This window comes from Clostridium hydrogenum (genome assembly GCF_021432385.1).
Taxonomy (GTDB): Bacteria; Bacillota; Clostridia; order Clostridiales; family Clostridiaceae; genus Clostridium_S; species Clostridium_S hydrogenum.
The window spans coordinates 1,897,814-1,921,089 of sequence record NZ_JAEACT010000002.1; the positions used below are offsets into that span (position 1 = coordinate 1,897,814).

25 protein-coding genes and 1 riboswitch are annotated in these 23,276 nt (G+C 28.9%); of the genes, 8 read left to right on the top strand and 17 right to left on the bottom strand.

Annotation, left to right across the window (positions count from 1 at the left end):
* The first annotated feature begins 43 nt into the window (after positions 1-43).
* From CUEA01_RS24905 to CUEA01_RS08680, 7 genes are all read left to right on the top strand, one after another.
* Positions 44-172 carry a CPC_1213 family protein gene (locus CUEA01_RS24905; RefSeq protein ID WP_268906148.1) on the top strand — a complete coding sequence of 43 codons (129 nt, stop codon included), beginning with the start codon at positions 44-46 and terminating at the stop codon, positions 170-172.
* Positions 173-235: 63 nt separating this feature from the next.
* Positions 236-379, top strand: a complete 144-nt coding sequence (locus CUEA01_RS08655; protein ID WP_234121249.1) for a hypothetical protein — start codon at positions 236-238, stop codon at positions 377-379.
* Between the two features lie 142 nt (positions 380-521).
* Positions 522-634: riboswitch (SAM riboswitch) on the top strand.
* Between the two features lie 91 nt (positions 635-725).
* On the top strand, positions 726-1,643 hold the full coding sequence (gene metA, locus CUEA01_RS08660) for a homoserine O-acetyltransferase MetA (RefSeq protein ID WP_234121250.1): 918 nt from the start codon (positions 726-728) through the stop codon (positions 1,641-1,643).
* A gap of 192 nt (positions 1,644-1,835) precedes the next feature.
* Positions 1,836-3,389 carry a 2-isopropylmalate synthase gene (locus CUEA01_RS08665; protein WP_234121251.1) on the top strand — a complete coding sequence of 518 codons (1,554 nt, stop codon included), beginning with the start codon at positions 1,836-1,838 and terminating at the stop codon, positions 3,387-3,389.
* Positions 3,390-3,438: 49 nt separating this feature from the next.
* Positions 3,439-4,410 (top strand): pectinesterase family protein, encoded by a 972-nt coding sequence (locus tag CUEA01_RS08670; RefSeq protein WP_234121252.1) that lies wholly within the window; start codon positions 3,439-3,441, stop codon positions 4,408-4,410.
* Between the two features lie 368 nt (positions 4,411-4,778).
* Positions 4,779-5,765 (top strand): tyrosine recombinase XerC, encoded by a 987-nt coding sequence (locus CUEA01_RS08675; protein WP_234121253.1) that lies wholly within the window; start codon positions 4,779-4,781, stop codon positions 5,763-5,765.
* A gap of 130 nt (positions 5,766-5,895) precedes the next feature.
* Entirely contained in the window at positions 5,896-6,738 is an 843-nt protein-coding gene (locus tag CUEA01_RS08680) for a PDC sensor domain-containing protein (protein WP_234121254.1), read from the top strand.
* A 72-nt stretch (positions 6,739-6,810) separates the two neighbouring features.
* On the opposite strand, the gene CUEA01_RS08685 is transcribed toward CUEA01_RS08680, so the two are convergent.
* From CUEA01_RS08685 to tlp, 13 genes are all read right to left on the bottom strand, one after another.
* A complete protein-coding gene (locus tag CUEA01_RS08685; RefSeq protein ID WP_234120276.1) occupies positions 6,811-7,185 on the bottom strand; it encodes a DUF6262 family protein in 375 nt (124 codons plus the stop codon).
* A gap of 1 nt (position 7,186) precedes the next feature.
* On the bottom strand, positions 7,187-9,163 hold the full coding sequence (locus CUEA01_RS08690; protein ID WP_234120274.1) for a tyrosine-type recombinase/integrase: 1,977 nt from the start codon (positions 9,161-9,163) through the stop codon (positions 7,187-7,189).
* Complete coding sequence (locus tag CUEA01_RS08695; RefSeq protein ID WP_234120269.1) at positions 9,156-10,283, bottom strand: tyrosine-type recombinase/integrase; 1,128 nt, start codon at positions 10,281-10,283, stop codon at positions 9,156-9,158. Before CUEA01_RS08695 ends, CUEA01_RS08690 begins: the two co-directional genes overlap by 8 nt.
* A gap of 225 nt (positions 10,284-10,508) precedes the next feature.
* A complete protein-coding gene (locus CUEA01_RS08700) occupies positions 10,509-11,309 on the bottom strand; it encodes a helix-turn-helix domain-containing protein (protein WP_234121255.1) in 801 nt (266 codons plus the stop codon).
* Positions 11,310-11,735: 426 nt separating this feature from the next.
* Positions 11,736-12,950 carry an FprA family A-type flavoprotein gene (locus CUEA01_RS08705; protein WP_234121256.1) on the bottom strand — a complete coding sequence of 405 codons (1,215 nt, stop codon included), beginning with the start codon at positions 12,948-12,950 and terminating at the stop codon, positions 11,736-11,738.
* A gap of 31 nt (positions 12,951-12,981) precedes the next feature.
* A complete protein-coding gene (locus tag CUEA01_RS08710) occupies positions 12,982-14,892 on the bottom strand; it encodes an acyl-CoA dehydrogenase family protein (RefSeq protein WP_234121257.1) in 1,911 nt (636 codons plus the stop codon).
* 298 nt (positions 14,893-15,190) lie between these two features.
* On the bottom strand, positions 15,191-16,174 hold the full coding sequence (locus tag CUEA01_RS08715; RefSeq protein WP_234121258.1) for an alpha/beta fold hydrolase: 984 nt from the start codon (positions 16,172-16,174) through the stop codon (positions 15,191-15,193).
* A 124-nt stretch (positions 16,175-16,298) separates the two neighbouring features.
* Positions 16,299-16,640, bottom strand: a complete 342-nt coding sequence (locus tag CUEA01_RS08720; protein WP_234121259.1) for a hypothetical protein — start codon at positions 16,638-16,640, stop codon at positions 16,299-16,301.
* A 9-nt stretch (positions 16,641-16,649) separates the two neighbouring features.
* A complete protein-coding gene (locus CUEA01_RS08725; RefSeq protein WP_234121260.1) occupies positions 16,650-17,063 on the bottom strand; it encodes a YtxH domain-containing protein in 414 nt (137 codons plus the stop codon).
* 236 nt (positions 17,064-17,299) lie between these two features.
* Positions 17,300-17,800 carry a hypothetical protein gene (locus tag CUEA01_RS08730; RefSeq protein ID WP_234121261.1) on the bottom strand — a complete coding sequence of 167 codons (501 nt, stop codon included), beginning with the start codon at positions 17,798-17,800 and terminating at the stop codon, positions 17,300-17,302.
* A gap of 45 nt (positions 17,801-17,845) precedes the next feature.
* Entirely contained in the window at positions 17,846-18,265 is a 420-nt protein-coding gene (locus CUEA01_RS08735; protein WP_234121262.1) for a hypothetical protein, read from the bottom strand.
* 201 nt (positions 18,266-18,466) lie between these two features.
* Positions 18,467-18,682, bottom strand: a complete 216-nt coding sequence (locus CUEA01_RS08740) for an RHS repeat domain-containing protein (RefSeq protein WP_234121263.1) — start codon at positions 18,680-18,682, stop codon at positions 18,467-18,469.
* Positions 18,683-19,191: 509 nt separating this feature from the next.
* Positions 19,192-19,416 (bottom strand): small acid-soluble spore protein Tlp, encoded by a 225-nt coding sequence (tlp, locus tag CUEA01_RS08745; RefSeq protein WP_234121264.1) that lies wholly within the window; start codon positions 19,414-19,416, stop codon positions 19,192-19,194.
* A gap of 165 nt (positions 19,417-19,581) precedes the next feature.
* Here tlp and CUEA01_RS08750 point away from each other — a divergent pair, with 165 nt between their 5' ends.
* Positions 19,582-19,758 (top strand): hypothetical protein, encoded by a 177-nt coding sequence (locus CUEA01_RS08750; protein WP_234121265.1) that lies wholly within the window; start codon positions 19,582-19,584, stop codon positions 19,756-19,758.
* A gap of 322 nt (positions 19,759-20,080) precedes the next feature.
* On the opposite strand, the gene CUEA01_RS08755 is transcribed toward CUEA01_RS08750, so the two are convergent.
* Genes CUEA01_RS08755 through CUEA01_RS08770 form a run of 4 tightly spaced genes read right to left on the bottom strand, consistent with a single transcriptional unit; the run spans position 20,081 to position 22,964 of the window.
* Positions 20,081-21,256 (bottom strand): SAM-dependent methyltransferase, encoded by a 1,176-nt coding sequence (locus CUEA01_RS08755; protein ID WP_235699822.1) that lies wholly within the window; start codon positions 21,254-21,256, stop codon positions 20,081-20,083.
* A 44-nt stretch (positions 21,257-21,300) separates the two neighbouring features.
* Positions 21,301-21,891, bottom strand: a complete 591-nt coding sequence (locus tag CUEA01_RS08760; RefSeq protein ID WP_234121266.1) for a hypothetical protein — start codon at positions 21,889-21,891, stop codon at positions 21,301-21,303.
* Between the two features lie 21 nt (positions 21,892-21,912).
* Positions 21,913-22,617, bottom strand: coding sequence for an LrgB family protein (locus CUEA01_RS08765; protein WP_234121267.1), 705 nt, complete (start codon positions 22,615-22,617; stop codon positions 21,913-21,915).
* Positions 22,618-22,619: 2 nt separating this feature from the next.
* On the bottom strand, positions 22,620-22,964 hold the full coding sequence (locus CUEA01_RS08770) for a CidA/LrgA family protein (protein ID WP_234121268.1): 345 nt from the start codon (positions 22,962-22,964) through the stop codon (positions 22,620-22,622).
* Between the last annotated feature and the right edge of the window lie 312 nt (positions 22,965-23,276).

Genomic DNA, 23,276 nt, shown 5'->3' on the forward strand with positions numbered 1-23,276 from the left:
AGTTTTAAGTGGTATATCTATAAAAGGAGAGGTAATATTTAAGATGGATAAGAATAATAAAAAGCCTGATCATGTTAAAAAAAGCAATAAAAAAAATATTAAGCATGATCCTTCTGCGGAAAGTGCAAGAGCTAAATTTAGCCCTAAAAATGAAGAAAAAGACCTTTCATAACCTTATGAAGGGTTTTTTCTTTACTGTTTTGGTTAAAATTTAAATTTGAATGGAGAAATGTTAATGTTAATTACTATCATATTAATTTTAATATTTATTATTGTAATGTTTACTATATCTTGTATTAAAGCTGCCGCTAGAGCTGATGAATGGGAAGAAGAAATTGAAAGAAAGAAAAGTATAAAAAAATTTAAGATTAATAAATAGGTAAATATTAAGTTTAAAGAATTTATAAGTATATAAGTTAACATAATACATATTATGTTAATAGCAAATTATGAAAACTTAAACTTAAAATATTGACAACATAAAATATATATACTATCATTATAATAACAATAAAATAATGTTCTTATCAAGAGTGGTGGAGGGACTGGCCCTGTGAAACCTAACAACCGGCATTATCATTTCAATGTACGGTGTTAATTCCTGCAGAACTTTGTTAGTTTTGAGAGATAAGAAAAACTGTAATTAAGATTTATTAGTTTAAGTACTTAAAATCCGTTTTTCTTTTGAAGAACGGATTTTTATATTATAAGGATGGTGATTCAAAATGCCTATAAAAATACCAGATAATCTTCCAGCAGCTAAAACCTTAAATAATGAAAATATATTTTTTATGCATGAAAATAGGGCATATCATCAAGATATAAGACCTCTTGATATACTTATTTTAAATTTAATGCCTAAAAAAGTAACTACAGAAACTCAAATATTAAGATTGATTGGAAATTCTCCAATTCAAGTAAATCCAACATTTATTCATACAGAATCATATGCTTCTCAAAATACATCCCAAGAACATTTATTAATGTTTTATAAAACCTTCCATGAAATAAAAAATGAAAAATTTGATGGAATGATAATAACAGGGGCACCAGTTGAAACTATGGATTTTGAAGCTGTAGATTATTGGGATGAACTTTGTGAAATATTTGATTGGAAATTAAAAAATGTAACATCTACAATTCATATATGCTGGGGAGCACAAGCTGGATTATATCATCACTATGGCATAAAAAAACATAAACTTCCACATAAATTATTTGGAGTTTTTGAACATACATTAAATAAAAACAATGTTAAACTTACACGAGGATTTGATGATGTATTTTATGCACCACATTCTAGACATACAACTGTGAAAAAAGAAGATATTGAAAAGGTGACTGAATTAGAAATACTTGCAGAATCAAAAGATGCAGGAGCATATATAGTAGCTACAAAAGATGGAAGGCAAATATTTATAATGGGTCACTCTGAATATGATAAATATACTTTAAATGAAGAATATGAAAGAGATTTAAATTTAGGACTTGATATAGAATTACCTAAAAATTATTTTAAAGATAATGATCCATTAAAAGGACCTATTGTACGCTGGAAGGGTCATGCAAATTTACTTTTTTCAAACTGGCTAAATTATTACGTATACCAAGAAACTCCATATGAAATTAAACATATTAAATGAAATTCTTAATATTTATTTTTAGCATATAACGTATATACTATTGACAGAATGATATTTAAATATTACTATTTATATAATGAATAGTAAAGCGGCGGCTTATTTATAAGAAGTTATATATTGCCCCGTCTCTGTTTTGGAGACGGGGTTTATAATTTTATTTAGATTCTTTCGTCAGAAATGGAGGTAACAACTTTGAATAGGAAGATTTTAATAATGGATACAACTTTAAGAGATGGCGAAAAAATTCCAGGTGCTAAATTAAGCATAAATGAAAAACTAAAGATGGCATATCAGCTGCAGCGGCTTAATGTTGATATAATAGATGCAGGTTTCCCTGGATTATCAGAAAATGATTACAAAGCAGTTCAAATAATTTCACAAAAAATAGGAAAAGATACTATAATTTCTGCAACTTCTAAGCCAGTAAGGCATGATATAGATGAGGTTTATAATTGTTTAAGAACAACAACAAATCCGATTTTACATATAATTTTAGGTTCATACGATGTATATGCTGGTAAAAACAAAGAACAAATATTCCTTCAAAATATAGAAGCTATAAAATATGGGAAATCAATTTTTTCTCAAGTTCAATACACTATAGATGATGCTTCTCGTTTAGAATTTAATCATCTTTGGGGTATAGTTGAAGCCGCTGCAAAGGCAGGAGCTACAATTATAAATTTACCAGATTCAGTTGGTTTTGCAGTACCAGAAGAATATGGTGATATGATAAACAAAATAAATAATCGCCTAAAAAATTTAAATAGTAATATTATGTTAAGCGTGCACTGCCATAATGATACTGGTCTTGCAACTGCAAATTCGCTTGCTGCTGTAAAAAATGGAGCTGATAAAGTAGAATGCACAATAAATGGTATAGGCGAGAGAGCTGGAAATGCTGCATTAGAAGAGATAGTTATGGGAATTAAACTTCATAAAGAATACTATAATGCATATACTAATATTATTACTTCTGAAATTAAGACATCGTCAAAACTTGTCACATATTTAACAGGTATTGATACACAAGTTAATAAAGCAATAACAGGTGACAATGCTTTTACAAAATCATCAGTATTACTTCCAGATGGTCTTATAAAAGTAAGAGAGGATTATGCAATAATAAACCCAAAAGATGTCGGAGTTGAAAAGGTGGAACCTGTTCTTTCTGCTACTTCTGGCCGTAACTCTTTAAAAAGTGAGCTTGCAAAAATAGGTTTTGTAAAATTCACCAAAAAAGAATTTGAAAATATATATAAAAATTTTCTTACTTTGGCGAATAAGAAAAAAGAAATATATGTTTATGATCTTTTTTACTTAATAGATAAAAATATTGAAGATGACAATGAGCAAAGTGATGAATTTTTTGAATTTAAAAGTAAACGCTATGAATTAATTGATATAGAAGTTGTTAGCAATATTTTGTTTTCTAGGGCAAGTGTTAAAATGAAGAAAAAAGATAATGTTTTTATGGGGGAAGGTACCGGAAATGGTCCTATAGATGCTGTATATACAGCTATTAGAGATGTAATTAAATTAAATATTGAACTTAAAGAATATAAAATAAAAAGTATATCGAAAGGCAAAGAAGCCTTAGGTAAAGTAAGTATATTAGTAAGTTATAATAAAAAAAGTTATACCGCAAAAGCTGTAGATACTGATGTCATTAAAGCAAGTGCATATGCCTTGATAAATGCATTTAATAGTATTATAATTGATGAAGATGTAATTAATTCCATTTAGTTTTAGACGTATTATTTTCTTTAATATGCCTTATGCAGGAGGTTTTAAAATGATTGTATCAAAAGACGGAAATGGTGATTTTGATAATCTTCAAGATGCAATTAATGCAGTACCGGAAAATAATTCAAGAGAAGTAATTATAAATATAAAAAATGGTATTTATAAAGAAAAGGTTAATGTTACAAAGCCATTTATCACTTTGATCGGAGAAGATCCAGAATATACAATTTTAACTTTTGATGATGCGGCAAAAAAACCACTTTCCAATGGTGAACCTATGAGAACCTTTAATTCTTATACAATCTTTGTAGATGGTGATGATTTTACGGCTGAAAATATGACTTTTGAAAATTCAGCTGGAAGTGGTGAGATTGTTGGACAAGCTGTGGCCGCTTACGTTAATGGTAATAGGAATAAATTTAAAAATTGCAAATTTCTTGCGTGCCAGGATACTCTTTTTACTGGTCCACTACCTCCAAAACCTATTGAAGGTAACAATTTCGGAGGACCAATGGAAGGTAAACCAAGAAGAAATGTTAAACAATATTATGAAAGCTGTTTCATAAGAGGCGATATAGACTTTATTTTTGGATCAGCTACTGCCGTATTTAATAAATGTGAAATTTTTTCAAATGACAGAAAAGAAACCGTAAATGGATTTGTTACTGCGGCATCAACCCCAGAAGGCAACGCTTTTGGATATGTGTTTATTGATTGTAAACTTACAAGCAATGCAGCTCCTAACACTGTTTACCTTGGAAGGCCTTGGAGAGATTATGCAAAAACAGCCTTCATACACTGTTATCTTGGTGAACATATAAAGGTAGAAGGCTGGGATAGCTGGAATAAACTAAACGCAGAAAAATTCATTAGTTATGTAGAATATGATAACTATGGTCCTGGAGCAGACAAAAGTAAAAGAGCAGACTTTTCAAAACTTTTAACTAGTGAAGAAGCTAAAGACTTTTCAATATCAAATATTCTTGGAAAAAATGATAATTGGACTCCACATATAAATTGAGCAAAAATTGGATTATACTTTTAATAAAATGTAGAATTCTATGTTTAAGTAAAAAGTATAATCCATTTTTTTAATACAAAGCATTTTTAAAACCCTATGGTTATTGAGAATATCTTTCATTTGATTATCAATAAGAAAACAGGGGATATAAAGTCAAAAATCAGCTTCACAAACTTATAGCAATTTTCCAATTGCTGTTTGAGCAAAAACATAGAAACAGGCATTTAATAAAAAATACATTTATTTTTTATTACTAATACTTACTATATAGTAGCAAAAAAAGAAGGATTTTATCCCCCTTACGTCGAATATTTTATTCGTTAAATGTGAATTTCACGAAATAAGAGTATTTTTTAGGAGGTTTTTACATGAAATATGATATCAAGCAAGCTTTTGATTCAGATATTCCATTCGAAGTCAATAATTTTTTAAACTATTTAGGAACAATTCGCGGTAAGTCTAAAAATACTATATACAGCTATAAAACCGATTTAATTTTATTTTTTAGATTTTTAAAGTTGTATAAAGGACTCTCAAGTAAAGACGAAGAATTCGATGAAATAAAAATAAATGATATTGATAATAGATTTATAGAGTCTATATCTTTAAGCGATTTGTACGCATTCTTATCTTTTGTAGAAAATTACAGAGAAAACAGCGCTTATGCACGAGCAAGAAAAGTTGCAACCTTAAGATCCTTCTTCAAGTACCTTACTTTGAAAGCTAAAATAATAAAGGAAAATCCAACGCTTGAATTAGAATCTCCAAAGATAAGTAAAAGAAACCCTATATATCTAACATTAGAAGAAAGCAAGAAGCTCTTAAATTCAATAGATGGCCCCTTTTTCGAAAGAGATTATTGCATAATAACATTATTTTTAAATTGCGGTATGCGTTTGTCTGAGCTTGTGGGTATAGACATATCAAAGATTAAAGGCGATACCCTCACAATAATAGGTAAAGGTAACAAAGAAAGAACAGTTTATTTAAACGAAGCCTGCATTAGAGCTATACACAGCTATTTGATAGAAAGAAATAAGATCTCGAGTAAGGTTCACTCTGAAGATGCTGATGCCCTTTTTATAAGCAGAAAGTTAACTAGAATAAATAAAAGAACCATAGAACTTATGGTAAAGAAATATGTAGCTAAAGCTGGACTTAGCTATGACAAATTCACGCCTCATAAACTAAGGCATACCGCTGCAACCCTTATGTATAAATACGGCAATGTCGACATAAGAAGTCTTCAGCAAATACTAGGCCATGAAAATGTCTCCACAACTCAAATTTACACTCACGTGGATGATGAAAAACTAAGAGAAGCTGTTAAATCAAACCCATTAAATGATTTATAATTTAAATTTAATATGTTTATAAAAATATTTTGACAGCATGTTAATTAACTGACAGAAAATCACATATACAATCCCCCTGTTTTATTGTATAATCGACATATAATTACATTATAAATGGGGGGTATTGTGTATGATTAAATTAAAAAGTATCAGAGTCAAAACATTATTAATCTTCTTACCTGTTATAATATTTTTATTAATAGTATTATTATTTTCGAGTTACTATATTTCTAAAAATATTTTAACAAAAGAAATTAATTCTAAAATTGAAAATAATATAAGCGAATTAAAAACATCAATTAATAGCAAGCTTCAACTTCATTCAAGGATAGCCGAGACTTTAGCAAGAACGATTGAAGTAAACGGAAATACTATGTCAACTGACGATTATAAAAATCTGCTTAAAAAATATGTATTAATAAACAGTGATACCTTAGGAACAGGCATTTGGTATGAGCCTAATAAGTACAAAAGTAATTTAAAGTTCTTTGGACCGTATGTTCTAAAAGATGGTAACAAAGTTCAGTACACTGAGCAATACATGACGGATGATTACAATTATCCAAATCAAGATTGGTACACTCAATGTAAAAGCAGCAACAAAATATCTTGGACAGTTCCATATTACGACAATTCAACAAAACTTACAATGGTAACTACTACAGCACCTTTCTATGATAATAATAATAATTTCTTAGGTGAAACAACTGCAGATATAAATTTATCAAAATTACAATCTATTGTTAATAATTTAAAGATAGGAACTTCCGGAAAGGCTTTTTTATTAAGCAAGGACGGTTTTTATATTGCAGGTGTTGACAATTCAAAAGTTATGAAATCAAATATTAAAAATGATAACAAATTTTCAACTATAAAAAAAGATTTATTGAGTGGAAAAAGCGGTTCTTCGTATTACTATGATGGAGCTGATAAGAAAATCATTTACTACACCTCATTATTATATCTCGTGTAGCGTATGCTACACGGATTGATTCTATTTAATTTATACATTGATTATATATAATCAATGTAGTTTATATTTTGTTTATATCTTTTCATATAATTTTCCTCTGAGAACTTCTAATTCTCCTTTAAGTTTTCTGTTTTCTTCTTGAATTTCCTTAATCTTTTTATCTTTTGCAAGTATAATAATATCTTTCGACTTATCAGTTTTATTATATTTAAGTTTTTGTTTTATAACTTTTTCAGTTTGTTTGTATCTAAGTTCTTCAATTCTTTTCTTAATTTCTTCATTTTTATATAAAAAATTTTTAGATACTCCACTTAAATTAGATACACTATTAAAATTAATTTTATGTTCGCCAAGAGATAGTTCTCTAATGGCTTTATCTACTTTTTCTAATGTCATTTTAGTTTTATTTTGAGCATATTCTTTCAATCCTTTAGTATTTCCAGCCATCTTATGCTTCCTCCCTTGACTTACCATTTTTATGAATAATTTTCTGCTCTTTAACTCTTATCAATGTATCTTCTAATAATTTTAAATACGTCTTATTCTTTTCTGCCCATAGTTCTCTACCACATCTATTACTTACTTCTATTTGAGATTTTACTTTTTCAATTTCTTCCTCATATTCAGGAATATTTTCAACTGTAGTGCAGAAACTAGCACAAGTTAAACAATGATTCATTTGTTGTTTACAAGGTAATTTAGAAGGTTTAAAACATACTCCAAAAGGTACTCTAACTGCATCTAAATTCTTTTTAACATACTCATATCTTATTAAATTTTCACCTGCGTCAGAATTTAAATCTATTTTTTCAAGCTCATTAGTTTTAGTATCAACTTTAAATAGTTCTAAATCCTCCGTATTCTTCCACTTTTCATAAAGAACATTTTCTGTTACTGTTGCATAATGAACCGTCATTTGAAGACTCTGATGCCCTAATATTTGTTGTATAATGCTAATGCCCATACCTTGTTCTACATATTCTTTAGCCCTTGTATGCCTTAATGAATGAAGTCTAAAATGATATAACTCACCATTGACATCTAATATATTTTTCTGCTTAATTAACCTTTGAATTGTAAGCAGTAAAGATTGCTTACTTAATGGGATTCCTTTTAATTTTCCTTCATAAGTATTGAATAAATATTTCTTAGGATTATTTTCATCTGTACTTAATTCCTTAGCTTTATCATTGGCTTTTTGAACCATTTCAGCAACCTTATCTCTTATAGGTATTTTAAGTTGTGCTATGCCTGTTTTAGTTATTTCACCACAAAGGTAGTAGTTATAAGTTTGCTCTTTGTTATTCCAAATCTGTTCTAAACAATTATTAAATCTTAGATTTAATATATCAGTACCACGCCATCCTGTTTCCCTAAGCAAGATATAAATAGGTATAAACTGTGGTCTATCTAAATGCATAATATTATTATCTATTTGCTTTAATATAGGTTCTGGGATAAATTTAGTTCTATTTAAAGAATCTGCAAATTTCTCTATCTTTGGCATATCATCTTTAAATACGAGGTAATTTATTTCTTTTTGTGGAGCTGTTTCAAATTGAGCCAGTTGAATATATTCTAAAAAAATTCTTATTTGAGATAAATATCGATGTTTTTCGTGTGTTGAGGCGTTTGCTTTATCTTGATATAAAAAACTTACATATTTTTCAATATCTGTTCTTGTAAGACTTTCTATAAATCCATCTTTATATCCCAATGAATAATAAAATTTAAAAAAATATCTTAAATAAACTAAAATATTAAAACAATGGTCAAACGACTTCTTCCATATTATATGTCTAAAATACCGTTTTACTGTTTCTTTATAATACTCTGGAATTTCATTAAAGTTCAATGATGAACTCTTTCTATTTTGAGTAGCTCTTATCTTTAAACCTTTAATATTTTTTGAATACCATATATCTTTTTCAGTTTCTTCTCTGTCATCATAGTAATTTTGAATAAAATCTATAACATACAATATGTTATTCATCTCAGTAGCATTAATTTTTCCCTTATCTGATATCTTAAATCCTACATTCATAAGATAATTTTTAAATTTAAACTTAAAATCATCACCATTTATAATATTAAAAGTTATACATCTTAAATAATAACTATTAAGAAAATCACTAAAATGTTTTAATGTTGAAGCTAAACATACTATATAGGAATTTTTCAGTAAATTTTCTTTAAAACTATATATAATATAAAATTTCAATTCATTCTTTAGAGCTTCATTATTTATATTAGAAAAATTAATATTTTTATAACTTCTTATAACTTTTCCAACGAAAAAGTCCTTAGTTAAATCCCATTTATCATTTTTCAACCAATATCCATTATCTTGACTAAGATACTCAATGATTTCTTCATATTTACTTTGTTGATTACTTTTAATATCTTGTATCTTCACACTATTCATCTCCTTCGTTGTAAATATCTAAGTCCAAATTAGGTTGAGTTTTATTAAACTCTTCCGTTATTTCTTTTTCTGAAGGATGAATATATGTGTTTAAAGTAGTATAAATATTTTTATGACCAGCTCTTATTCTAAGTAACTCTGGTTGCCAACCTGCCATTCTAAGAATGGTTAATGAACTATGTCTAAACATATGTGGCGTAACGTATATACCAGTTTTCTTTTTAAGTGTTCTAAATAAATTATCAACGTCAATATAGTTCATTGGTTTATATTGATTATTACCACTTATCTTTATAAAAATATGATTAGTTTCAACTTCCTCAGTATGATATTCAGCTATATATTCCATAAACATATCAGCAAGATTTTGAGATATATCTATTCTTCTTGGACTTGATACCGTCTTTATCTCAGCATTATTTTCAAGTTCTCCTCTATCTTTAAGGTCGATTATCATATCACTTATATCAAAATCTTCAATCCATAAGGATAAGGCTTCGCCTATCCTAAATCCAGTCTCATATAAGAGTAATAACAAAAATTTATCTCTAAAATTATTGCAAGTATTTATGAGCATTGTAATTTCTTCTTTGGTTAAAGTTTTAGGTTTAGATTTTGGTATTTTAAGTTTTAATATATTACTTGTAACTTTTTTCTTATCATAGGCTATTCCATATAAGAATCCTTTAAAGTTTCTACTTGGAGTAGAAACGAATTTTTTAAGCCTTTCTGAAATATTATTGCTATACTCTTCATGCCTTAAAATATAGTCGTAGAACATTAAAACCGTATCTATTATAATATTTATAGTCCTTGGACTTCTTGCTGAATCTATTTTGTTAGTAGGTATTACTTTTAAACTCTTATAAGGATTCTGCAACCAATTAACAAACAATGATAAATCATCTATGGTTATATTTTGAAAATCTAATTTCCTTTGTTCTAAATATTCAAAATATAATTTTAAATGTTGACAATACATTCTTAATGTATTTCTTGCATAATTAGTGTTATCTTTAAACCTTATAAATTTTAAAATTGGTTCAATAGGTAACCCCTCATCATCAGCTACAAAGTATCTTTCCTTATCGTCTTCTGTTCTTACTCTTACTACTTCCATTTTTCTATATTCACTCCTATGATTTACTTATTTCAATCATAGTTTTTACTATAACAACTTTAATTATTCTAACTATCTATATAGTAATTTAAGTCATATTTTTATATAAAAGTAGTACATAAAATACTGTAAATACTATTTAATTTCCTACACTATATTCATCCTATAATATTAAAAAAGTATAGCACAATTCTAATTTGATGTATTGTAAAAAACGGACAAGTTTTAGCAAGAAATTAATCTAGATGGAGAAATACCAAGAAACTCCTTAAAATCCTTATAAAAGTGAGATTGATCATAATAGCCACTCATTACAGCTAAATCTGCTAGGTTAGCTTCTAAATTATTATAGTAACAAAAAAGTGTATACTGAAATCTTATAATTCTGCACACAAACTTTGGATTCATCCCAACCATATCATCATATTTTCTAGAAAGTGTCCTTATACTACAGTTACTTATTTGTGCTAAATCTGATATGCAAATATTACCTCTTTTTATGTATATCTGCTCTATAGAATCAAATATATTTAACCTTGAATTTTTTATAATACTGTATTCTTTAGAATTTAAAATCTCCTCATTTGCATAACTTTGCAAACTATTCATATCACTTTTCATTAATTTAATTGTAGAAAGTTTATTTGAATCATAAAATTTGCTATCAAGTGGAATAACCCTATTTTTAATACTTTCAATTGGAATAGATGAAAATACAGAAAATCTTCCTGGAAGAAGTTTTATCCCAAAAAATTCAGATTTCCTATTAAATTTATACTTGAATGGCTTGTCCAAAGGCCCTAATATATACACGTCTTTCATGTTATTAAGATCTATAATTATACTGCTACATGGATCTGGCATTAATACAATATCTGAATCATTAAAACCATAGGAAGAAAAATTCCAGTAACAGCATATAGTATCAGCCAATTCTGGAATTGCTAGTATCTCCTCATATTTAAATTTGTTTTCCAATTTTTCTCTTTCTGTAAAAGGAATTTGCACTGAAAAATAATTATCCATAAAGTTATTTTCTCCAACATAACCTATATTTTTATGGTCAATTCTACCACAAAAATTATTGAAAGTAAATGAAAATATTGCGAAGTAACAGCATCTTGAAATATTAAATAAAATTAATAAATCTAAGCGTCAAATTGTTAAAATCTTAAGAGCTTCCAATAACTCGTCTTTGACTCAAACAAATTGAAATCTCTAAAGCTTTTAACAATTTGGCACTAAGATTTATAAAATTTTATTTAAACTATTTCTTCAATGCTGTTACTTCGCTTCTACGGTAGTTCAAGGAAAAAATTCCTACGTACCTACGGAATTTTAGACATGAATTTTTGTAAGCAATTAAACTTTTGTACTATAGTCTTTACTATACCGTACATAAATCCTATAGAGCTTATCATAAAAAAGAGCGCCTATACTTTTCGCATGCTTCTATATATTGCCGTTACTTTCCATAGAGGCAATAATGCTATCTGCAATATTTTCCATTGATGAATCATCATCTTCTTTTAAAGCTGAACTTACTGTAACATCGCTATCTAAAATAGTCATTTCTTTCATATCTTCTAAAAGTTCGCGCATTAATTTTCCAGCTTGAGGTGCCCATGAACCATTTTCTATAAGTGCAAAAGTACGCTTTTGAAGATTCAAGGCCTTCATATCCATTATATAATTAAGCATAGGTGGATATATTTTTAAATTATAAGTAACGGATGCAAGAACTATGTGACTGTATTTAAAGGTTTCAGAAATTAAATAAGAAACATTTGTTTTTGAAACATCATACATGACTACATTCGTCATTCCCTTTTTAACAAGTCTAGCCGCTAAATCTTCTGCAGCTGCCTCTGTATCGCCATACATTGTTGCATATACAATCATTACTCCCTTTTCTTCTGGCTCGTAACTGCTCCACTTGTTATATTTATCTAATAAGTATCCAAAATCATTACGCCATACTAAACCGTGCAGAGGACAAATATATTTAATATCAAGAGTACCTGCTTTTTTCAAAAGTGACTGAACATGAGGACCATATTTACCTACAATATTTGTATAATATCTTCTAGCCTCATCAATCCAATCACGATCAAAATTCACTTCATCATTAAAAAGCTTGCCATCCAAAGCTTTAAAGGAGCCAAAGGCATCAGCAGAAAACAAAACACCATCAGTAGTATCAAAGGTAACCATAGCTTCTGGCCAGTGTACCATTGGAGCGGAAACAAAAGCTACCACATGCTTTCCAAAAGACATTGTTTCTCCTTCTTTAACCTTTATTACTTTATCATCAATATGAAAACCAAACTGATTCATAAACATAAATGCTTTTTCTGTGCATATAATTTTTGCTTCTGGATAACGAAGAGCAATTTCTTCAATGCAAGCTGCATGATCAGGTTCAACATGGTTTATAACCATATAATCCAGCTTTCTGCCATTTAAAACAGCTTCTATATTTGAGACAAACTGGCGACAAATCGACCAATCAACTGTATCAAAAAGTACTGTTTTTTCATCTAAAAGTACATAGGAATTATAAGAAACTCCATAAGGAATTGGATGAATATTTTCAAAGAGAGAAAGGCGGTGGTCGTTTCCACCAACCCAATAAAGATCCTCAGTTATATTTCTAACACAAAACATTTTACTAATCCTCCTTTACGCTAAAAGCATATTATTGTACTTCTATAAACATATCTTTTTCTTCTCCACAAGCAGGGCAGGTCCATTCTTCTGGTAATTTTTCAAATAAAGTACCTGGAGCTACCTCTCCTTCTGGGTCACCTACACCAGGATCATACTCATACCCGCAGCCATTGCAAACGTAATGTTTCCAGTTTGGAACTACTTTCTTTGGAATTGCTCTCTTCATTTTTTTCATCGGAGGAGCCTCCTTCTTTGGCTGTCCATTATCTAATGCAGTTGTTAAAATTGGTAGTATTTCTTCTAAATCACCAACAATGCCATAATCCGCATTCTTAAAAATCTTAGCATTTGGATTATTATTTATAGCTACAATTGTAGTGGCATCCTTTATTCCTTTTAAATGCTGACCGGCACCTGAAATACCGCAGGCAATATATAAGTTTCCATTAAACTTTTGACCTGACATACCAACATATCGATTAAGAGGTACATACTTAAGAGTTTCAGCTACAGGACGTGAAGATCCAATAGCTGCACCAGCCTGAACAGCTAGCTTCTCTATAAGCTTCATATTTTCTTTTTCCCCTATACCTAAACCAGCACTAACTACTCTGTCAGCCTTACTAATAGGGGTATCTATAGGAATTCCAACTGTAAAATCATAGCCATCTTTTTTAAGTGCTTCTACAAGTGCAGCCACTTTTTCAGATGAATCTCCATCCTTGAAAATAACCTTCTTACGATAACCTGTAGCTGGCCCCTGTTTATGAGCTCTTCCTGCTCCTTCATTCTTTGGCATTTTACCAATTATGTTAGCAGCAATGACCACACGCTGAATCTCATTGGTTCCTTCATAAATTGTACAAATTTTAGCATCTCTATAAGCACGTTCAACTTCCATTCCTTTAAGGTAACCACTTCCTCCAAAAATTTGAAGTGAATCGTTTACAATTTCAAGACAAACATCTGAAGCATATTGTTTTGCCATAGCGGCTTCCATACTGTATGGCTCATGATTTCCTTTTAATTCTGCTGCACTATAAATAAGCAATCTAGCTGCCCTAAGCTTAGTTGCCATATCAGCTAATTTAAAAGCTATAATCTGCTGCTGGCATATTGGCTTTCCAAATTGAACTCTTTCTTTTGAATATTCAAGTGCATTTTCATAAGCTCCCTCGGCTATTCCAAGTGCTTGTGCTGCAATACCAATACGCCCACCATCCAAGGTAGCCATAGCAATTTTAAAACCTTCTCCCTCTTTGCCGAGTAAATTTTCTTTAGGTACTTTAACATTATTAAAAATCAATTCAGCAGTAGCAGAAGATCTAATTCCCATTTTGTCATAATGCTTGCCGAAACTAAAGCCTTCCCAGCCTTTTTCCACAATAAAAGCACTTATCCCATGAGTACCAATATCCGGTGTTGTAACAGCAAAAACAACATATATATCAGCTTCACCGCCGTTTGTTATAAATATTTTTTCACCATTTAAAATATAATAATCACCATCTAAAACAGCTGTTGTTTCTGTACCGCCAGCATCACTTCCTGCATTTTCTTCTGTAAGTCCAAATGCACCAAGCTTTTCTCCCTTTGCTAGTGGAACTAAATATTTTTGTTTTTGTTCCTCTGTTCCATAAGCGGAAATTGGATATGTTCCTAGTGAAGTATGAGCAGAAAGAATTACACCTGTGCCACCATCCACTCTTGATAATTCCTCAACAGCGATTGCATAGCTTATTACATCAAGTCCTGCTCCACCGTACTCTTTTGGATATGGAAGTCCCATAGTTTCCAAATCCTTTAGTTTCTGAACAATTTCTTGCGGAAATTTATTTTCCTGATCAAGCATAAACGCAATTGGTTTAACTTCTTCCTCGGCAAACTTTCTAATTTTTGCCCTTAAATTTTCATGCTGCTCTGTAGTTCTAAAAAACATAATCACCCCTCCTTGTATTATAGATATACCAACTCAACTATTAAAATTTATGTGCATCATAATGCCAAGAAGACGTCATTTTGTTACAAATAAATTTTAAGTTTCAAGATGGTTTATCTTTAACACGGTTTTAAAACATCTTACTGCATTAACCATATGATGAAATATATATAATAAATGTATACCTAAACCGTATACATTTATTATATACCTAATTGGTATACTTTTCAATATAAATAATAATTAATATTAAAAAATATTTTATATTAAGATATAAAAAGATAAGTTGAGCTGTATTTTAATATTTTATATCTGTCAACTTATCAATTATTATTTTTTGAAATTTTAATGGTTCTTCAAAGGGTAAACAATGTGCTGAATTATCAAACCATACAATTTCTTTGAAAGGAGCTATCAATTTATCAAAATATTTTTCAGCTGCTTCATATGGAACTGTATAATCGTGTTTTCCAAGTAAGAAATAGACTGGCACACTTAATTCTGGAACAAGGTTTAAAAGATTTAAGTTTGAAACTTCTTCCAACATTGTTTCTATTGAATACGTACTTCCTTTTATAAGTTTATATATATCTACAATAGTGTATTCCGATGATATAAGAAGCTTTAATACAAGCTGTTTCACATCTAATTTATAAAATGTTCCTTTAAATCTACCTGTCCATTTGCTTCTAATTCTCATATAACTAATAAGGTCATTATAAGGCGGTTTACCAATTTCTTGAAGTTGTTTAATTGCCTTGTTATTATTAGTTTTATGAGCATATTCATTAACATATTTATAGGCTAATCTCTCATTTTCCTGCATATCCCCTATTTGTCCTATGCCTACATATGCTTGAATTAATTGAGGATATTTGCTAGTTACTAATATTCCTAACGCGCTTCCCCAAGAATGTCCCACTAAAAATATTTTCTTCTTGTTATATGTATTCAATAAATACTCTATCAATTCTTTTGTATCATTACTGAAATTCTCAACAGTCATTGTATTTTTAGGTATATCCTTTGAATAAGACAATCCTGCTCCTCTTTGGTCCCAATTTACTACTATAAACTTTTCTTCTAATTTAGAGAAATATGCTCTTGAAACAGCAATTTGCGCAGAGCCAGGTCCACCATGTAAAAACAATAGAATTGGATTATCTCTATTTTTACCTCTAACTAAAATCCATTGTTTAATTCCACCAATTTGAAGCTTTTTTAATTTATATACACCATTTTTATCTCTATTTTTAGAACATGTACTTCTCCAAAATAACATACTTATCTCACCTCCTAATTTATAGTAACTTAATTTTCTGTGTACAGCATTAATACACTGAATAATAAAGGATGATTTTCCTCCATTGCGTCAGGTAAATCATCCTTCATTGTGAGCAGCAACCTTATTTATCTTTTTTTAATATTGCCATAATTATATCTAAAATATCTTTAACAATACCTAAACGATCAAATATACTTTTCTTAACTTCTATAACTGATGCTGTTGTCTCTGTTACAACCTCACTTACTAGCTTTACATTTTCAGTTATCTCTACTATATTTTCTGAGGCTTTTGGAAGGCTGTCTATAAACTTCGTAACATTTTCTTCATTCTTATCCATAAATGAATTTACCTTTGAAATAGTATTTGTTAATTTATGAATAAGAACTATTAAATATATTAAAGCTATTGCAAATAGTCCTCCAATGCAAATAAAACCTAATGTTGATAATTTAATATACATAGTACACCTCTAGTTGTTTTCTGAATTATTTTCTTGTGAAATTTCTTCTTTAGTCTCTTTTTCACTAGAAACTTCTTCACAGCTTGTACAATTTTCATCTTCTTTTGATTTTGCTTTTCTTTCTGAAAGATATGTTGAAATCTTTTCTCTAGCTTCACTAATATTTGATTTTAATTTTTCATCCTTATCTTTAATATTATTTTTTACATCAGCCGCAGTTTTCTTTATTTGAGAATTCACTTCTGAAGCTTTTTCTGATATTTCACTGCGTGTTTCTTTTCCTGATTTAGGCGCCAATAAAACGCCACTAGCTACTCCAGCAACAATTCCACTAATAGTTCCTGCTGCTATTTTTTTAGCTGTCTTTTTTCTTTGTTCTCTAATTTTTTTCATTTTTCTTTCATTTAGTATATTTTTTAACATATCCCTATCACCTCGTATTTTTAATGTCTGATTTTTTCAGAAACTTTTCAAATTCATATGAATTATTCGCTAATTGTAACACCTTTCTTCACATTTCTGTATAATTATATATTCTATATAAATTTTTTAATTCCTCTCTAAAATTTCAATAATTTAAAATTACATTGTTCATCTGATGCTATAATTCCACTTTTTTTGCTTGATTTTAATATCTTATTGTCCCCTTTCATTTTTGACTATGTTTTAAATAAATCACTTAATAAATTTAATATTTTCTTTTTTTCCTTGTATCTAGTTTTTTTATTATATAAATAATATGTTACAAAACATAAGGCTACTATTACTGCAAAAATAGCATATACAATTCTTTCCCTTATTGGTCTTGCAGTATCCATAAATAATTCTCCAAATAAATACAACATACAGCAAAAACTTACTATCATTGTCACTAAAAAGCTAATTAACTTATATAATATATTTTTATCAAAGTTACCTATTATTGCAGTATCACTATCATTATTCCTTATTATTTTTATTCTGCATGTAACAGACCAGTATCCAATTCCTTTGCTAATTATTGATATATCGTTATTTTTAATTTTGCATAAATATTTATAACTTTTAATTTCACCTGAATTACCCATATATAAAGGATTATAAAAATTAGGAATGGCATTTTTTATAACATTCATACATTGCTCTGAATTTTTATTTACATTTATTTGAAAATCATTCATACCATATCACCATTTTCGTAAAATTTATTTTAAATATTCTTCAGTCTAATTTATCACTTTCTTACTATAAAGTAATATCTTGCTTCTAGGTACATATTTGATTATATACTTACTACCATTTTCAAATTTAAAAGTTTTAAACATATTATTAAATATACCATCATTATCAGTTCTAATTTCATTCTTTATTAAGCCTGCTTTTGAGTCATTATTGCATCCTGTTACAGTTACAACCTTTTCTTTTATATCCATAAATATAGTATCTAAAGTTATTGGATAGACTGATAAAATAGCAAAAACTATTAGAAATAGTGAGAATCCCTTTGTAAACTTAGGTTTTTTTACTCCGAAAAAACTTATACAATTTTTAGTCCTTAAATATCGTATTCCTAAAAATATCATTAATAATGATATTAACCATAATGGTATACCTGATACTAGCATAAATTTTCTATAATTGCTCATATTTATAAACCTCCAGTGTAAAAACTATATCCTGTTAACTAAAAGGATAACTTGCGTACCAATTTATATCGTTCAAAATCGAATTTTCATTAAGCCATCTTGGCAACATTCAGAAAGTATTCACATCCATTCCTATAAATCCTTTTTGCCATAATTCAATATTGGCATGCTTACCATTAAGCGCAGTTGATACCTATCCACTCACAGCCTGTCCATGTTATCATAGGTGAATCTTGTGGAATTTCCGGCTACATCTGCTATGCCCTTTAATCTGTCCAGTTTATAGTATTTATTCCTTGTTTCATTGCCAAGAGCATCTGTTGTTGCTACTATTTTATTTAAAACTATATTAGTCGCATCTCTTGTAAGCAACTCCTTGATAACTCCAAAAATCGTTATCTGAACTAAAAACATCATATATTTCATTTTCACTTAATGAAATCTGAGGGACTTTAATGATATTTTTATTACTATTAGCATTATTATATATATTGTTTGTAACCTTACTCTGAGTTGTATCTGCTGAATTGCTTGTATTGATTTGTTTCTTAAGTGAAATTATTTTACCTTGAGCTGTAGTGTTTATTTCATCTGCTGCCTAATGCTACAGAACATTTTGAACTTGGATTTTTTGTTTTTCCATAGTCTAAAGCTACATGATTGTCACATCTTAAACAACCAATTTATTACCATTTTCATGTATAATATTACCACTTTATATATGTATTTTCAACTTAGCATGTTATTTAATTAAATCTAAATAAAGAAACATAAATTATGAACCATTTCTCCAAACCCTGATATTTATCGCTTTAGTTCTCCAAGAAACAGATAGCTTAAAACCATCCGTTTCTGTAAAGAACACTAATGACCGCTCAGGTTACTCCTCAGCATTGCCTTATGCTGCCATTCACAGTTATAAAAATTTATTTACATCTTTTGCTATGTGCAGCTTCATCTTTAATTTCTGATCTAAATCCATCTAAAGCTTCTTCTCTCCTATGGTTTTTACACTTTAAATCTTTTTTTGTTTTTTCATCATCGGTTTTTGAAATGGCTTCATTTGCTAAATGAATATTTTCCATAGTATTGTCTATATTTTCTTGAATTCTTTCCACATTGTCGCTTCTATCATCTGGCTTACTTTTCATAATTCAACAGCTCCTTTTGCAAATTTTTTTTCATTGATTATTATGTTCAAGATAGCTGTTGATTATTCTTTACATTTTTTTCATTTTACTTTATGCATTCTTATAGATATATGAGGGTAAATTATATTTGAGGTTTAATAGAGTATGATATGAGGTGAGTTTATTATGTCCAAAGCTAAAAATTTAGATAAAGAATTAATAAAATCTCAAAAAAACCTTGATACGGAACTGTCTGAATCAAACAAAGAACTAGAAACCATGTTAGCTTATGGTTCTACAAATTTAGGGTTAAATAATTTAAAGAAAGAAAATTATGCAGAAGAAAACATAAAGGCGGACTAAAATTATTAAGAACCATTATTCAGAGTACAGATGACGGAGTACAGAGTACAGTGAAGGATGATTTTCTTCCGCCTTGCTACAGAAAATCTTATAACTTATTTTTTGATTGCTTACGCAATCGCAGAATTAATGTTGTTAGAGATATATCGCTTGAAACTTGAAAATTAATTTGTATAAAAATGCCGTATTCTGGGCATTTTTATACAAATTGATTTTGGTAGTTGAAACGGTATATCTATAAGCGAAGCTGACAACATTTAAGTTTAAGATTTACTTGACGTAAGGAATGTAAATCAACCTTAACTGTACTCTGATTTAATGTTTAATTATACATATAGTCTCTAGTCCACTCTAAATTGTTATTTACGCCCTTATTAAACAAGAATTGGTGAATAGTTATATTTCCAGAGTTAAAGGATGCTGCACAGGAATTTAAATAAAGCCTCCACATTCTTATGAAAGTTTCATCCTTAGTTTTTCTTACTTCAGGCAAAGCATTTTCAAAGTTAGCTGCCCAATGCTCTAAGGTTCTTCCATAATGCAATCTTAAATTTTCTACGTCAATTATATTGAAGCTTCTCTCTGCCATGCAATTAATGAGTTCTGCAATTGCTGGAACATATCCACCTGGGAAAATATACTTACTAATCCATGTATTATTTCCACCTTCTTTTACGCCTGTTATACAATGAAGTAAAGATACACCCTTGTCATTTAGTAAATTATCTAAAGCTAAAAAATATTCTTTAAGATGATCTTGTCCTACGTGTTCAAGCATACCAACACTAACTATTTTATCAAACTTTCTATTTTTTAGTTCCCTATAATCTACAAGTTGAACTTCAACCAAATCCTCTAAGCCTTCATTTTTTATTCTTTCTTTAACTTTTTCTAGCTGTTCAGAACTTAAAGTTATTCCCATAGCCTTAACCTTGTATTGCTTTGCCGCTGAAATAATTAATTCTCCCCAGCCACAACCTATATCTAGTAAAGTTTCTCCTTCTTTTAAATCTAGCTTTTTAAGAATGTGCTGTACCTTATTTTTTTGTGCTTGATTTAAAGAATCTTCTTTTGTTTTGAAATATCCACAAGAATATGTCATAGTATCATCTAACCACAATTTATAAAAATCATTTCCTATATCATAATGGAACTCTATATTTTTCTTACTATTCTTTATATTATTAGTAGCCTTCTTTAGTAAATCAGCATATTTATCACTATTGCGTAAAAAACTTTCCATATTGTTGTATAAAGATTCTATAACTGTTTGAACACTACCTTCAATGTCTATTTTTTTAGTCATGTAAGCTTCTCCAAAGGTTAAAGAAGGATCTTTAATAATATCCGCTTTAGGAATAGGTTCATTAAAAATTATTTTAAATTTAACTTCACCTTCACCATAAACCTCTGAGCTTCCATCCCATAACTTTAATTCAAAAGTATCTGAAAATAAATTTTTAAACAATGTTTTATAAAATATTTTGTCAATAATCATCACTATTATCCCCCTCTATATGAATATATATCTTAATTTAAATTTTAATGCTCTCTACTTTTTAATAAGTAGTCAAGTAATTCTTTGTAATTTTTATCTGAAAATTGCTCTCTACTTTTTGACTTTTGTATCCTATCATTATGTATATCAATATTGCTTTTGTAATTTTCCAAAGTATCAATAATTGCGTTTTTAAAACTTGGGATAGCATCAATTATTTGTTTCACTCCATACACATATTCATCATCACTTAGGCTAAAGCACTGAAATAGTCCAGAAGTTAATCTTCCATCAGAAAATATGTAAATATATCTGTCTCGCATTTCATATGATAAATCAACTTCAATTTTATGCTTATAAAGCCTAAAGATAACATCACCTTTCTTGATGAATACAGGAAATATACTTGAAAAAAGTACTTCCATCCTATTCTCTTCTTCATCACTTACGCCTGAAAAGTCATTTTCATTAAGTTCTGTTATGATTTCACTAGTAAATATACTGTTTTTTATTTCTTTAGCAAGTTTTATTTTTAATTTTTGCTCTTTTTCTAAAGTTAATAAATTATCAATGGACTCAACTAATTTATTAAACGCACATGTACTTTTTTTACAATCACCTTTATTATCCGTCACGTCACTACCTCCATAAATCATTTATTTAAAAAATGATGAAAATAAATTCCACAGTATAGGTGCTATAATTACTGTGACTATTCCAGAAATAGCTATAGTTAAACTACTCATAGCTCCTTCAGTTTCTCCTATTTCTATAGCTTTAGCTGTTCCAACGGCATGTGATGAGCAGCCCATAGCAATTCCCATTGCCACTTTATCATCTATTTTTAACATTTTATATAAAAATGGTCCAACAATAGACCCCAATATTCCAGTAATTATAATAGCAACAACAGCTATAGAAGGAATCCCACCTAACTGTTTAGCTAGTGCCATACCTATAGGTGTTGTTATAGATTTAGGCATTAAAGATTTTGTAATAATACCAGAAAGACCAAATAACTTTGAAAGCAAAATTACACATGTCATTCCTGAAACCGCACCACATAAAATACCCACCAAAATTGGCACTGCATTTTTTTTAAATAAAGAAAATTTCTTATATAAAGGTAAAGCTAAGCATACTGTTGCAGGGGCTAAAAAGAAAGAAATTACTTGTCCTCCATTATTATAATCTTGAAATTTAATATTGAATTTCAATAAAAATGCTATTAAAAGTATTATTGCAATAAGTAGTGGATTAAGAATTGATAACTTAAATTTCTGTTTAATTAAAGACCCTATCTCATAGGCAATTATGGATATTAGTACTCCAAAAACGGGTGAAGTAACTATTTCTTTCATCTTTAGCACACCTTTCTTAAAAATTTAACAACATAAGCAGTTACAATCCAAACAACAATAGTAGAAATAATAATAATAACAGAAAATGCTATAACTTTACCTTTAAGCAAATTAAAAGACGTCATTAATCCAACACCAGCTGGAACAAATAAAAACGACATAAAAGATATTAAAATTTCACATGTATCTTCAATCATTTCAACTTTAATTATTTTAAAATATAAAGCTAAGAAAAGTAATATTAGTCCAAGAACCGTGCCCGGTATAGGCAAATTAAAAATTGATTGTATAATTACACCTAAAAAATATGCCATTAAAATAATCATTAGTTGTTTTAAATACTTCAAAGAATCACCTCATCTGGAAGTTAAGTATTGGTACATTGGTCTGACCACATGTGCTAATATACCATATTATCTATATTAGTTCAACTAATATTTTCTCAAATATGCCCTTTTTCAGCAAAATTCTATCGTTTACTTAATCATTTGCTCTTAAATAGGCTTTAATCCGTAGTAAAGATAAACCACTGTGAAACTTGGAATTTATTTGTACCAAAATGCCGTCTTCTTGGCATTTTGGTGCACATGAATTTAAATAGTTGAACTGGTTTATCTATAGAGATAGACTACTTGAAAAATCAAAATTGCAAATACTAA

Coding starts and splice junctions, on each gene's coding strand:
- CUEA01_RS24905 (WP_268906148.1), top strand. CDS start 44: ATGGATAAGAATAATAAAAAGCCTGATCATGTTAAAAAAAGCAATAAA.
- CUEA01_RS08655 (WP_234121249.1), top strand. CDS start 236: ATGTTAATTACTATCATATTAATTTTAATATTTATTATTGTAATGTTT.
- metA (WP_234121250.1), top strand. CDS start 726: ATGCCTATAAAAATACCAGATAATCTTCCAGCAGCTAAAACCTTAAAT.
- CUEA01_RS08670 (WP_234121252.1), top strand. CDS start 3,439: ATGATTGTATCAAAAGACGGAAATGGTGATTTTGATAATCTTCAAGAT.
- CUEA01_RS08675 (WP_234121253.1), top strand. CDS start 4,779: ATGAAATATGATATCAAGCAAGCTTTTGATTCAGATATTCCATTCGAA.
- CUEA01_RS08680 (WP_234121254.1), top strand. CDS start 5,896: ATGATTAAATTAAAAAGTATCAGAGTCAAAACATTATTAATCTTCTTA.
- CUEA01_RS08685 (WP_234120276.1), bottom strand. CDS start 7,185: ATGGCTGGAAATACTAAAGGATTGAAAGAATATGCTCAAAATAAAACT.
- CUEA01_RS08690 (WP_234120274.1), bottom strand. CDS start 9,163: ATGAATAGTGTGAAGATACAAGATATTAAAAGTAATCAACAAAGTAAA.
- CUEA01_RS08695 (WP_234120269.1), bottom strand. CDS start 10,283: ATGGAAGTAGTAAGAGTAAGAACAGAAGACGATAAGGAAAGATACTTT.
- CUEA01_RS08700 (WP_234121255.1), bottom strand. CDS start 11,309: ATGGATAATTATTTTTCAGTGCAAATTCCTTTTACAGAAAGAGAAAAA.
- CUEA01_RS08705 (WP_234121256.1), bottom strand. CDS start 12,950: ATGTTTTGTGTTAGAAATATAACTGAGGATCTTTATTGGGTTGGTGGA.
- CUEA01_RS08710 (WP_234121257.1), bottom strand. CDS start 14,892: ATGTTTTTTAGAACTACAGAGCAGCATGAAAATTTAAGGGCAAAAATT.
- CUEA01_RS08715 (WP_234121258.1), bottom strand. CDS start 16,174: ATGTTATTTTGGAGAAGTACATGTTCTAAAAATAGAGATAAAAATGGT.
- CUEA01_RS08720 (WP_234121259.1), bottom strand. CDS start 16,640: ATGTATATTAAATTATCAACATTAGGTTTTATTTGCATTGGAGGACTA.
- CUEA01_RS08725 (WP_234121260.1), bottom strand. CDS start 17,063: ATGTTAAAAAATATACTAAATGAAAGAAAAATGAAAAAAATTAGAGAA.
- CUEA01_RS08730 (WP_234121261.1), bottom strand. CDS start 17,800: ATGAATGATTTTCAAATAAATGTAAATAAAAATTCAGAGCAATGTATG.
- CUEA01_RS08735 (WP_234121262.1), bottom strand. CDS start 18,265: ATGAGCAATTATAGAAAATTTATGCTAGTATCAGGTATACCATTATGG.
- CUEA01_RS08740 (WP_234121263.1), bottom strand. CDS start 18,682: ATGATGTTTTTAGTTCAGATAACGATTTTTGGAGTTATCAAGGAGTTG.
- tlp (WP_234121264.1), bottom strand. CDS start 19,416: ATGAAAAGTAAGCCAGATGATAGAAGCGACAATGTGGAAAGAATTCAA.
- CUEA01_RS08750 (WP_234121265.1), top strand. CDS start 19,582: ATGTCCAAAGCTAAAAATTTAGATAAAGAATTAATAAAATCTCAAAAA.
- CUEA01_RS08755 (WP_235699822.1), bottom strand. CDS start 21,256: ATGATTATTGACAAAATATTTTATAAAACATTGTTTAAAAATTTATTT.
- CUEA01_RS08765 (WP_234121267.1), bottom strand. CDS start 22,617: ATGAAAGAAATAGTTACTTCACCCGTTTTTGGAGTACTAATATCCATA.